10 protein-coding genes are annotated in these 11,902 nt (G+C 68.5%); 1 reads left to right on the forward strand and 9 read right to left on the reverse strand.

Annotated elements, in window-relative coordinates:
- Positions 1-129: 129 nt before the first annotated feature.
- From ACFXC1_RS47450 to ACFXC1_RS47460, 3 genes are all read right to left on the reverse strand, one after another.
- The gene (locus ACFXC1_RS47450; RefSeq protein ID WP_381255582.1) at positions 130-1,782 is read right to left on the reverse strand and encodes a hypothetical protein; all 1,653 of its coding nucleotides are present in this window, start codon (positions 1,780-1,782) and stop codon (positions 130-132) included.
- Positions 1,783-2,032: 250 nt separating this feature from the next.
- Positions 2,033-2,644, reverse strand: coding sequence for a hypothetical protein (locus ACFXC1_RS47455; RefSeq protein ID WP_381255585.1), 612 nt, complete (start codon positions 2,642-2,644; stop codon positions 2,033-2,035).
- 5 nt (positions 2,645-2,649) lie between these two features.
- On the reverse strand, positions 2,650-3,000 hold the full coding sequence (locus ACFXC1_RS47460) for a PadR family transcriptional regulator (RefSeq protein WP_381255588.1): 351 nt from the start codon (positions 2,998-3,000) through the stop codon (positions 2,650-2,652).
- A 346-nt stretch (positions 3,001-3,346) separates the two neighbouring features.
- On the opposite strand from ACFXC1_RS47460, the gene ACFXC1_RS47465 reads away from it, so the two are divergent.
- Positions 3,347-3,844, forward strand: coding sequence for a hypothetical protein (locus ACFXC1_RS47465; RefSeq protein ID WP_381255591.1), 498 nt, complete (start codon positions 3,347-3,349; stop codon positions 3,842-3,844).
- A 6-nt stretch (positions 3,845-3,850) separates the two neighbouring features.
- On the opposite strand, the gene ACFXC1_RS47470 is transcribed toward ACFXC1_RS47465, so the two are convergent.
- The 6 genes from ACFXC1_RS47470 to ACFXC1_RS47495 form a co-directional block, all read right to left on the reverse strand.
- Positions 3,851-4,030, reverse strand: a complete 180-nt coding sequence (locus ACFXC1_RS47470; RefSeq protein WP_381255617.1) for a transposase — start codon at positions 4,028-4,030, stop codon at positions 3,851-3,853.
- Between the two features lie 34 nt (positions 4,031-4,064).
- Positions 4,065-6,602, reverse strand: a complete 2,538-nt coding sequence (locus tag ACFXC1_RS47475) for a TIR-like protein FxsC (RefSeq protein ID WP_381255594.1) — start codon at positions 6,600-6,602, stop codon at positions 4,065-4,067.
- Positions 6,599-7,624: an AAA family ATPase gene (locus ACFXC1_RS47480; RefSeq protein WP_381255597.1), complete on the reverse strand. Its 1,026-nt coding sequence runs from the start codon at positions 7,622-7,624 to the stop codon at positions 6,599-6,601. Before ACFXC1_RS47480 ends, ACFXC1_RS47475 begins: the two co-directional genes overlap by 4 nt.
- Positions 7,621-9,918 carry a VMAP-C domain-containing protein gene (locus ACFXC1_RS47485; RefSeq protein ID WP_381255600.1) on the reverse strand — a complete coding sequence of 766 codons (2,298 nt, stop codon included), beginning with the start codon at positions 9,916-9,918 and terminating at the stop codon, positions 7,621-7,623. The genes ACFXC1_RS47480 and ACFXC1_RS47485 overlap by 4 nt, the downstream gene beginning before the upstream one ends.
- Complete coding sequence (locus ACFXC1_RS47490; protein WP_381255603.1) at positions 9,902-11,137, reverse strand: lipase family protein; 1,236 nt, start codon at positions 11,135-11,137, stop codon at positions 9,902-9,904. The genes ACFXC1_RS47485 and ACFXC1_RS47490 overlap by 17 nt, the downstream gene beginning before the upstream one ends.
- Before the next feature lie 432 nt (positions 11,138-11,569).
- The coding region (locus tag ACFXC1_RS47495) for a hypothetical protein (RefSeq protein WP_381255606.1) at positions 11,570-11,902 on the reverse strand (333 nt) is incomplete at its 5' end.

Below are 11,902 nucleotides of genomic sequence, written 5' to 3' on the forward strand. Positions count from 1 at the left end.
GGGCGCGCCGGGCGGGGATTTACCAGAGGCCGGTCGCCGTACGGAGCCGTCGGTGCGGACCTTCACTGTGCACGAGGCCGACTCGGTGCGCGGGTCCCCTCCTGCGCCTGCGGTGGTCGCCGCCGATGCTTACTGCGGCTGTTGGGTTCCGAGGTGGCGTACGGCCGGGGTGTGTTCGGCCAGCCGCATGATGACGGTGGCGTGTCCGTGGTCGGCGAGTTCGCGCTGTGCCTCGCGCATGTTGAGGATCTTGTCCATGGTGTAGGTCTCGGTGCAGGGGCCGAGGTCGATCTGGTGGTCGCCGAGGGTGAAGATCATGGATTCGTATCCGGCGGTGAGGCGGAACATCCCGTCGCGGATGGCGGCCAGTTGGTCGAGGCCTTCGGCGCTGGTCACCTCTGCGGACACGGTCTCGCCCCGCAGGACGGTCTTCTCTCCGTCGAGCAGCGCGTGGATTTCCTTGATCTCGCGCGCGTCCTGCTGGGTGAAGTTGTCGGGGACGGGGAAGTAGCGGCTGGTCCTGCTCTGCAGCCGGGCCAGGTCGTCGTACGCGTCGGCCCAGAACTGGGCTTCGCCCGCCTCCCAGCCGGGAGGGGTCATGCCGGTGGTGATCGGGGCGCGCATCCCGCCGGTGGTGTCCCCGGCGAAGACGAGCGCGACGAAGCGGCCGGGGTGGCTCTCGGCGAGCAGCCGCAGCACGGGCAGCATGGCCGTCGGCATCGCGGTCTCGGGCGGCTCGAAGGAGAACGTCAGCCGGCCGGAGAGGTCGCGGTGGTTGAAGCGCAGCCGTACGCGCATCAGGCCGGTCACGTCGCTGCCGTGGAGGGTTCCGCCGTCCGCGCCGAGGACGCGGTGGGGGAACGTGACGGACAGGGACGTGACGGGGATGCCGGAGGGCTGTTGGACGATGACCTGTCCGCGCAGCGGCGGTGTCACGTCCTGGTGGGGTGAGGTGATGCGCACGGTGCCGAGCGTGAGCTGTTCCAGCCCGAGCCCGGCGGGCCCGGCCAGGCGGGTCTCGGTGAGGTTGCCGGCGGTCAGTTCGACCTCGCCGCCGAAACGCAGGGTCTCCTCGAACTGGCGTTGGCGCTGTGCCTCCTGCGGGTCATCGGCGGGGAAGCGGATGCGGCCGGTGAAGCGGATCGCCGCCTGTCCGTCGGGAGCCGGCCCCTTGGGCGTCAGGCGCACGACGGTCTGCCCGTCCGCGTCCTGCGTGGTGTGCACCGCGTAGTGCGGGGAGATCTCCTGGGCCCGTGCATGCAGCGCGTTCGCCCGCTTGATGTAGTCGGGAAGCCCGCCCAGCAACGTGTCGCGCTCGGCGCGGGCCTCGGTGATGCGTTCCAGGATGTAGTCGCCGGACTCCTGCAGCGCGTAACGCACCAGATCGGGATGGGCCGCGAACTTCTCGTCCAGCCAGCTGCGCCCCAACCACGCGCGTACGAACGGGAAGTCGACGCGCAGGCTATCGAACCACCGCTGTTCGGCAGGGTTCGGGTCGATCGGCACGAGGAGGTCCCAGTAGTCGGGCTGGTGGCGGGCCGCCGACACCAGCGAGCGCACCACCTGCCTTCGCCGACCTGGGGTCATGCGGCCGGTGAACGACTTCGCCTCGAAGACGACGAGTTCACCGTCCTCTGTGTACTCGAACAGGTCCCGGCCCCCGTCTCCGCCACTCCCGTCAACCGCCCGCGCCCGCGAGTGAAGGCGCAGCATCAGGAGGGTCACCAGAGACTCGGACGCTTTCGGGCTCTCGGCCAGCTTGTCCCACGCGATCCTCACCACACGACCACCCTACGAACGCGCGCGGACATCACAACGCGCGGCCGCAACGTCTACCAGGGATAAGGCCCTGCCTCCGCACAGGGATAAGGTCCTCGCCCGGTGACGGTGGGCGAGGACCTCAAGGGTGGAGCGCCGACGACGACTTGAAAGTGGACCTGCTCCCTGGTCGGGAAGCCGTGCAGAAGATAGACCAACGGCTCCTGGCCGGTTGCGCCGCACTCAGAACGACCGGACGGAGAGTGACTTCATGTCACTCATCGTGGCTTTTGTCGTCCTGTGGGCTGGGGCTGGATGGCCCGAGCACATAGCTCAGGCGGATGCCGAAAAGGAACGGGACCCACGTGGCGCTCCAAGCCGTCCACCAGGGAACGCCCAAGGCTGCAGCCAGAGTGAACAACACTCCTGACCCGATGAAGGTGGCGGTGACCACCGAAAACCTGAGCGCTTCAACGACCTCAAAGGCGCTGCTTCTGTGGTGCGCCTGCTTCACTCGGACTTCGCGGATCTTGGCGGTGAGGCGAGCCGCTCCGAGGGCGAGAGGCAGGGCGTACTTCAGGCCCTTGAGCGACTTGATCACCCAGAAGCCCTTAGAGGCGTCGAGGATGGCGTGCAGTTCGCCCTTCCACGCCTTGTAGAGGTACGGCCATTCCGACTTAGGGGTGGTGAGGCGTGCGATGTACAGGACGAGGAAGGGCAGGCGCAGGCCGATCAGGCGGGTGAGCGCCATGGCCATCTCGTAGCCGACGGCGGCGACGACGGCGAGGATCCCGGCGACGCGCCAGACCTCGTAGGTCTCGCCGAGGAGGGTCCGTCCGTGCTCGGCGGCCGCACCCGCCAGCTGGACGCCCGTGAGGGTGTTCACGTGCTTCAGACTCCCTCGGGGGTGGGGTCGATGAGCCAGCCCGGCGAGGATGCGGGTGGGCGGACGCTGTTGCTGAGTTCGACCAGGGCGAGGTGGGCCGCGCGCGCACCCTCGCCCGTCATCCAGTAGTAGCGGCGCGCGGGGCGCCCCCGCTTCTTGGGGGTGGGGTCGCCTTCGTCCTCGTCCTCGGCGACGATCCACCCGCTCTTCTCCATACGTGCGAGCGCGGGGTAGAGGGAGCCGCTGCCGACACCAGCGGCCTCCATGAGTTCGGTTGCGTAGAAGCGGCGGGTGGGGTCTTCCAGGAAGGTCTGGGCCAGCCTCACCGCCGCGGGAGTGAGGTGCTTCTGTTCCATGCCGGCAACCATACGCTATTTCCTGCCAATCTTGCATTAGCTGTTCTTCTTCTCGTGCAAGACTGGCGGAAATGCCGCTCCGGTGGGCGCGGTGTTGCGCAGATCGCGAAGTGTGTGGTCTTGGCAGGCCGGGCGCGGGCGGGGCAGAACCGATAGCCGCGCGGCCTGGTGCGGCGGATCCGCGACAACCAGCCCGACGATGGTCTGCTGCGCTCTGGGGTGCGGGAGTGAGCGACGAGGCTGCGGCGTCTGCTGGCGCGGCCGAGGTCGACGACGTTCTCGCTGGGGCTCTGATTGCTCAGGGCGAAGCGGGAGTACGGGCGTTGGGGCTGTTGCGGGACGCGCGGTGGGTGATGGCCGGGCGGGGATGGAGCGGCCCTGGGAGGTTGCCGAGTCGTGTCTGCGGTCCGTGATGGACGCGCTGCTGAGTCTGTCCGGCGCCCCCGTCACGGTGCTCAAGCCTGCGGCGGAGGGACTGCTGGCAGCTGTGGACGCCACTGCCCTGGATGGCCAGTCGGGAGCGGCGGGGGAGCGGGTGCGGGAGGCGGCCGAGGTGCTGCGTACCGAGCTCGTGAAGCCGGGCCGCTACCACCAGGGCCAGCCCCGCGCGGTGATCGAGCGGCTGACGGGCGTCACGCTTGGCGCCGTCCAGGAGACGACGCTGGACGTGTGGGGTGCCGCGTATGGTGGTCATCGCTGGCGCCGACAGGTGTTCGATGACGGTCTGCGGTGGCCCCACCTCATGGTCGTACCCGCAGGCGAACGGCAGTGGGGCCGCTTCGAGCCGTTACGCGCCGCCCTTCAGTCAGGTGGGGCCAAGTGGCCCATATTGAGGGGCCGCTGAACGACGTCAGAGCCAGGCGGACTCGTTCTGGCCGGGACAGACCCCGATCCAGCAGGCCAGATGGTGGGCGGAGGCGAACTGGGCCATGTCGCTTCCGGTCTCGGCGATGATGATGTCTGAGCCGAGGCGGCCGATGCCCGGTTGGTCTGGGTGAACTCGTGTTGCGTCGTGCTGTGCAGGCGGCAGCTTCTCAGCGCCTGGGCTGGGTGCTCAAGGCATGTCAGAATCCCTCGTCGTCAGAGCGCTCGGAGCGATCCGACGCGTCGAGCCTGAAGCGCTCCCGCCCCAGATCACTGGACGGCGTCCGAGGATGACCGCCGAGCCCAGTGAACGCGTCCGGTGCCCTGCTCAGGCTGTCTAGGCTTCCCGGTGCCACCACGACGCTTTCGCCGACCTCGACGATGCGCTGGGCCAGCGCCAGCACGGCCCTTTCGTAATCCGAGCGGAACGATCTGACTTTGCTCAGCCCGTACAGTCCGTACTCGCGGTAGCGGTGGCCGAGGTGGGGGGTCACGTACTGGATGTCTTTGACGACGTCGGGCAGGCGGTGGGCGGGGACCGGCGACCAAACGGCGGGCACGATAGCGCTCGGCCTGCCCCCTGCTTCCGGCTCCCGGAAGCGGGTACGGCGGCTAGCGAACGCCGCCCATTCCTGTCCGCACCATCTGCTGATGAAGTAGCGGGGCGAGTACAGGGGGACGAAGACGCGGCAGGTGCTCAGAGAGCGGGCGAGTTCGTCGGACCAGAGCTGTCCGGCAGACATTGATCGGTCCATGAACCCTGGCATGCCGTCGTATGCGGTCAGGCTGTCGACGTGTTCGCACAGATCGCGGAAGAGGTGATGGACCCACAGGTTGGGGTCGGAGACATCCGACTCGTCGGTGGGAGCGCGCGCGTAGCTCAGAAAGAAGTACGGACCGCTGGCACTCCGTTCCACATCTGCCAGCGCCCGCCGATACGCGGTGGCCATCTCATCTCTGCCAAGGTCGTGGGACAGCTCTTCCAGCAACTGACACAGTTCCATGAACAGTTCGGCATCGTCCGCCCTGCTCGCCTGGGATGCCAGGATGAGCAGGTCTGCCACCCGTTGGGCGTCAGCGGTTCCGGCTCGGGTGGCGACGGCTTCATGAACCCAGTCCAGGCGCGGGGCGTTCAGTCGGTCCATGAGGCCGTTCAGGGGTTCCGTCAAGGTCGTGAGGGAGATCTGCCGACTCCGCCCGTGCCCGGCATGGTCGGGGCCGACGCTTCCCAGCGGCAGGTCGGCGTGCGCGCGCAGGGCTCCTTGCGGATCGGAGATCAGGGCCTGCCCGGCCTTGGCCGTTCGGTGCCGCTGCGCCAGGTAGTCGGTCACGTAGTCGTGGGTGGCCCGTTCCTCGGAGCGTCGAACGAGCTCGCGCAGTGAGTCGGCGACGGCCGGGGGGAAGGCGAACGCGCGCTGGTCCCAGGGCAGGACTTCGTGGGGCAGGGGATCGAGGCCGTCCTGCGTCACGGGTGCGTAGGGGATCAGCATGCCGGAGAGGAATACCTCGGCCAGGTGCTCAGGACCCGACGTCGGCACCGCCGATCCCTGTACCAGGCGCATCAGCGGGATCGTCAAGGCGCTTCCGGCGCAGGCGAGATGGGAAGCCAGTCGGCCTGCCTCGTCGGAGCAGAGGGCGAGGAAGTCCTCGAGCGCGTTCTCCGCGAACCCATCGGCTTCCTCGTCTTCGGGCGTTGCTGGCGCGTCTGCCAGCCGTTGCTCCGGATCGTAGAAATGCAGTGCTGCCTCACCGGAGGGTGCACCGACCAGCCGGGCCCAGGACCTGGTCGTTGCACCTGGGACGAGATCGATCACGGGGATGGGTGGGGACGGGACGGGCAGGATGTCCCGAGACACCCTGGGGTGCCGCAGCCGGATGTGCGGGTTGGTGACACCGGCCCGCGAAGCGGAGGCCATGAGCCGCACGGTGGGCAGTCCGGTGCTGGGCCACATGTCCTTGGGCAGGACGTGGAACACGGCTGTGGATCCCTTCGCCGCCCAGCGCAGAAGCCATTCCTGCGCCGTCCCGGTCTGCCACGCCGGTCCTACTGCGTCGGTGAGGACCAGCAGCAGGGCACGGGCGCCAGATGAAGGGGCAGTTACCGGCGTGGTCGGGCGGAACGGTTCGGCCAGAAATCGGACCGTGTCAGGGTCGTCGCTGTTCATGCCCAGCAGCCGGATGCGGCGGAACGCCTTGAGGCGGTGGAATTCCTGGTGCAGTTCCATCGCCGCGTCGCGCCAGACGGCCATGGAGATGCCGTCGTCGACGATGAACATCAGATCGAGCAGCGGCTCGCGGGCCGGGGTGAGGATGATGTCGTGGAAGCCGTCGGCGAGGGCCGTCACCGTGGCGGCGACGTCGAGTTGGAAGTGTGTGTGGGAACAGACGGTCGAGCGCAGCGGGCGCAGGGATCTGGCAAGGCCTCGCGCGTTGGTGAGCGCGCGGGGTGTGGGGATCCGGGTCGGCGAGACGGCCACGCCGCCCGCCGGGCCGGACCAGCCGGCCGACGCGAAGAGCACACGGTTGCCCGACTGCTCGAGGGGGGCTGGCTGTGGCCCGGCCCGCGCCCTGTCGGCGCCTGGCCTGGCGGCCCTGCCTGCTGCCGCGGTTCCCGGTGCCGCAGGTCCTAGGAGCATTCCGCTGTGAGGTCGCGCTGCCAGCCACAGGATGTCGGCGAGTTCTTCGGGCGTGGGGTCGTAGCCGGCAGCCGCGAGCGCCGCGCGCAGAGCGGCGATCACGGGACGGGATCCGTGTTGTCCAGGGGCCTGAGCACCGCGTTGAGCACGTACGGATCGAGGTGCACGGCGTTCAGCCGCAGATGGATGGCGTTGAGCAATTGGTCCGTGGCCAGCCGTCCGTTGCGGCCCGCCGCGCTGAATTCGTTGATCATCTCTGCTACGACGGCCAGCGTGTCTTCGTCCGCTGCGGTGATCTCCTCCCCGAACTGGGCCTCCACCACCTGCTTGAGGTGCTCCGTGTCGGGATCGCCCAGATCGAGGCGGACGCAGCGCCGCAAAAAAGCCGGCGGAAAGTCACGCTCGCCGTTGCTGGTGATGACGACGACCGGGAAGTCGTGGCAGTACACCCACCCGTCGACCACGCTGGCCGACACCGTGTCCGCCCCGACCGTCTCCGGTGCACCTCTCGGGGAGGGGGCCCGGTAGGGGACGGGCCGGGTGAGTGCCACCTTGATCTCCCGGCCGCCCGATCCCGCGGCTTCACGGCTGAGCTCCGGAATCTCGAAGGCCCCCTCCTCGAACACGGTCAGGAGATCGTTCGGCAGGTCGATGTCTCCCTTGTCCAGTTCGTCGATCAGCAGCACGCGCGGGCGGCCCGCCGGGGAGGCCAGCGCCGTGCCGAGCGGCCCCAGGACGACGTACTTCTCCACCGGCAGGCGATGGCCCGCATTTTCGGGCGCCGCCGCATCCCGGAGGCGGGCCACAGCGTCATAGCGGTAGAGCGCCTCGGTGAGGACCGAACGGGAGTTCACCGCCCAGTGCAGCACCTCACCGAGCCCAAGGTCGTCCGCGATGGCGTAGGCCAGGGACGATTTACCAACGCCGGGGAAGCCGGTGACGAGCAGGGGCCGCCGCAGTTGGAGCGCTGCGTTGACCACGGCAGTGTCCCCGCGCTGGATCACGTAGGCCGGGCGTTTGCGCCGACTGCCGAAACGGCGCCACGGCGGTCCCGCAGGCAGCCGCACCGGCAAGGTGTCGTGTGGGTCGCCGAACAGCCCCTCAGTGGAATCGGTGCCGGTCACGGGCGTGGGATCCTTCCGGGAGCGCGGGGACGGATCCGGGGCGGAAGACGACCCGGATCGTCCCACAGGAGAACCAGATGATTCTTGCCGCACACGGCCGGCTCATCAGCCTCGCCGCGCAGCTGGCGGACTTCCTCGGGCAATTGGCGTGGATGGAGGACTCGCAGGTCGGCGAGGTCATCGTCGGGCCGTACACCGTCCACGCGCCGGTGCCATGCCATCACCGGCACTCCTACCTCGGCGCAGTACATCAACGCGGGTGTGAACTCGGCGCCGGTGCCCCAGAGTTCGACGCAGCCGACCAACGGGTTTTTGTTCAGGGCGGTTTTGAGGGCCGGCAGGTCGTCCGCGTCGTGGCGGAGCCAGTGGTGTGTGCCGGGCAGCTCGATGCGATGACATGCCTTCCACCGGCGGTCCCAGGAAGTCCGCCGCCGCCCGGCGCAGCGGACGACGACTGTGGCGAGCTGCCCCAAGGCCACGTTGTCCACTCCGCGATGGCAGACCGGGATGCGTTCCACCTGCAGTTCCAGCTGGCTGTGCGGCAAGAAGAACTCCACAGCGAGGTCGACGCGATCCTCGGCGCCTTCACGCCGCAGGTCGAGCAACGGCTCGATCAGCTCCGCGAGCGCCAGCTGGGTGTGCCGCCACGGCGCGAACCTCCTGCCGGCCGGGCAGGGCAGCGCTTGCGGATGGGGGTTGGCGGAGTCGACGAGCCACGCCGAGTGCGTGTACCGCGCGGCGCCCGTGAGTGCTTCCGGATCATCGACATGGAGGCGAATGAGCAGCCATGCCTTGTCGCTGCGGCGGCGGGCCGCTTCCTTGCGGGCCGCCGCAAACTGGGCAGCCAGGACCGTCGTGTGGCCGGTTCGGCGGGCCACGTGCGAGCCCCATGCGGCGAGTCCGCCGTCGGTGCCCGCATGGACTCCGGCTTCGGCCGCCACCAGCGAGGTGAAGCGCAGCAGCGGCGGAATCGCCCCGCTGTCCCTGCGGCACCCGGCGGCCTCCAAAGACCGCAGCAGAGCGTCCTCGTCCCGTGCTGCCGCGACATGGTGACGCAGCCTTCTGTCGTACAGGGCTGCGGTGCGGGGATCGGGCAGGCCGGCCGCGGCGAGGAGAGCCATTAGCTGGGCGTGTTCTTCCCCGGTGAGGAACTCGTTGGGGCGTAGCTGCCAGCCCGCCTCCTGGATTTCACGCAGCGTGTCGTCGCCGGTGCGGGCCTGCGGAAGGACAGCGAGCAGGTCGAGCAGGGTCGGCACGCCGTGCGGTGTGCGGGCGGCGGCGGTGACGATCTGCTGGGCTGTCGGCTCGGCTGCGCCGACACTGACCGGCACCACGATCGGCAGGCGTCTTTTGAGCTGCGCAGCACAGGCCTCGCGGGCCGACCCGTCGGGCAGCACTGTCTCCAGGAGCGTGGCCAGCTGGCTCTCTTCGGCGGTGGGCGGCACCAAAAACTCGCCGCTGGCGGTGGTCCGGCCCTCCCAGTTGCGCCGCAGCAGGCCCGGCTGCTGCCGGGTCAGCCGCTTCTTACGCAGCACCTCGAACTCGGCGTCGACGCGGTCGCTGACCTGATGGAGGTCTGGCAGGACACGGCGGGTGCCGTCGTCGAGATACTTCAGCAGTGTCTGAGGGAAGAGACTGGCGGCCCCGCCCGGGATCCGCGTCCCGCGCGGGGCGATCCGTGCCTGCTGGCCGGTGCTGCAGGCATGCATGATGAACATGCCGCGCTCCGTGACGGAGGTCTGCTGCACTCCCACCTCGACCTTGCTGATGCAGTCCTCACGCGGCTGGTTCTGGCAGGCGTTGACGGCCACGGCGATCTTCGGCACGCCCGCGCCTCTGCGTACTCCCACCCGCTGCGACTGCAGGGCGAGTTGGAGGGCGTCCACGTCGATGACCCGCTTCGTCCTCACCGTGCTGTCGGACAGCACCAGCACATGACTGCCACTGGCGTCGATCAAGCCGTGTCCCGACCAGAACACCCACAGCAGGTCGGTTTCCAGGTGCTCCATGCCCTCCTGCAAATGCCGGGACACCACGGCGGAGCTCGCTTCCCGTTGCCGCGTCAGGAGGCCCGCGGGCAGGACGGGCGGATCTTGCGCCCCGGGTCGGCTGGCGGGAAGCGGCGAGGCGAAAAGCGTGATGTTTGTGTCCGGCACCCCGCACCCATCGACGAGCCAGGAGATGAACGCGCAGGCATCGGCGTACGGGCCAGAGACGTTCCACTCCTCGTCCTCGTACTCCTCCACGGCGACGACCAGCGCATGGGTACGCCGCGGATCAATCCCGTCCGTCATCGAACAGCTCTCTGTCCAGCCGCTGGTACAGCGGTTTGTGGTCCCAGTAGGCAGAGTGCGCACGCAGCAGCGGCCGGCCGGTGTTGACCGCAACGTCTGTGACCCGGTCCCTGCCGAAGATCTCTGCGCCGACATAGGCGAGCGGGTCGCGCGGGTCGTACACGTTGATCCACCGCCGCGGGAAAGACGGGGGGAGCGGCTGACCGAAGGTCAAGGAGGCCAGGGCGTCCAGCTCGTAGAGGAACGGCGCTTGGGAACCCACGGTCACCAGGGCCTTGACCGAGCTGCTGTGGTCCTCGCTTGCAAGCAGATCGACGCAGGCCACACCGCCGAGGCTGTGAGCGAGGATCACCACCGGAGGGGCCGCCGCGCGCAGCACCTGTGCGATGTGGTCACGAAGTCCCTCGCCTCGCGTCTGGTAGCGCAGGATGTCCCCGATGGGCGGTGCGGCCTGCCGGCTCAGATGCGGCCGACGCCGGCGCACCCGCCACGAGGCGGTCCACTCCGCACTGCGCCAAAACGGCAGCCACACCGGGCTCGTGACACTGGAGACGAAGCCGAGGGCCGCTCCCGGCTCACCCAACGCGGCCAGCACCGCGGCCAGCAGCTCGTCCACACTGTTGCCGTCCAGGCTGGTGCCCGCGGGATCCCAGCGCTGGTCGGCCGAAGCGAGCGCTGTCGCGACCACGGCCCGCGCGGTGAGCTGACGCAGCGTTGACAGTGGTGACGTCGTCTCCCGCAAGGTGGTGCCCAAAAACTCGGACACCTCGCGCGCTGCGGCCTCGATCTCCGTCGCGCGCACCCCGTGTGCGGTGGCCGCTTCGCGTACCCCGGGGTCGTGGCTCAGTGCGTCGAGGCGCGGGCAGAGATCCTCCGGTGGGGTGTCGTCCTGCCGCGGCACATACCTTTCGACGTGGCGTTGCTCTTCCTCGGCGAGCAGGAGCAGCTCCGCGAAGGGGTCGGCATCCAGCAGGGCCCAGGAGGCCAGGCGTGTCTCTTCGCGGGTAGGCTCCGCTGGCCGGGCGTCGGCTTCACCAGGCCGGGGAGGCAGCGAAGCGCCATCGCGGTGGAGGTGGGCGCCGTGCTTCTCACCCCAGAAGCAGGGCACTAAGGTCAGATCACGGTCCAGCTTCCGCAGGTGCCCGGCGACCAGATCGAACAGCGCGGTATATCCGTCATCGCGCACGCCGGTCCCGTGGACCAGGACAACGCTCGTCATGCAACCCCCCGTTGCCGTCCTTCACGCCAGTGTGGCAGAACGGCTATGCATCCGAACCCCGTTGGGCGCATCAGACACCAACCCACCTGGTGCTGCGGCTGGTTGTGGCGCGAGCGCTGCCCGCACCACCCCGGTACGACCGTGGGTGGCGCCGGCGGTCACCTTTCCACAAGACCACAAAAACTGCGGGCGGCTCTCGTGGGCCGGTTCACCGCCCCATGCTCCGTCAACGGGGCGGCGGCGAGGGGGTTCGTAAAGGGCCAGGGCCAAGGTGCCGGGCGTAGAGGGCGAGCGGTAGGCGGCGTGTGGAACTGCTGCCACGCAGTGCCCCTCATTGTCGACGGCACCGGGGCGTCCTTTCAGCTCTACCCCTCTACCCAGGAAACGGGACCCCGGAGGGGGCCCTATTCCTTCATCCCGGTATTCGGTGGTTTACTTATTCCGTGGATTCCAATCAAAAAGATCACCTTTAAAGGAATCGGATATTCCTCCAACATCCACCCAGGGAAACGGATAAAACGCACTCTCGGTTAAGTTAGCCTTAACCCGTAAACAAAACAGGCTTCTTTCCGTGCCGGAGGCACGCCAATTTGCTATATTTTCCGTTCCGGAGGAACGCCAATCCTCCCATTCTCTTTTCATTCCGGAGGAATGCACGTTATGGAATTCCCGGAGGGAAATTCCATAACGCCCCGCCGGAGGCGGGAATTCGCGCGGGGACGCGCGAAACGAGCGGAGCGAGTATTCGGCTGCCGGAGGCAGAGC

It is taken from the genome of Streptomyces hokutonensis, assembly GCF_042751305.1.
GTDB classification, from domain to species: domain Bacteria; phylum Actinomycetota; class Actinomycetes; order Streptomycetales; family Streptomycetaceae; genus Streptomyces; species Streptomyces hokutonensis_A.

Bases quoted from the DNA above. Each gene is read 5' to 3' on its own strand.
- ACFXC1_RS47460 (WP_381255588.1), bottom strand. From the start codon at position 3,000: ATGGAACAGAAGCACCTCACTCCCGCGGCGGTGAGGCTGGCCCAGACC.
- ACFXC1_RS47485 (WP_381255600.1), bottom strand. From the start codon at position 9,918: ATGACGGACGGGATTGATCCGCGGCGTACCCATGCGCTGGTCGTCGCC.
- ACFXC1_RS47490 (WP_381255603.1), bottom strand. From the start codon at position 11,137: ATGACGAGCGTTGTCCTGGTCCACGGGACCGGCGTGCGCGATGACGGA.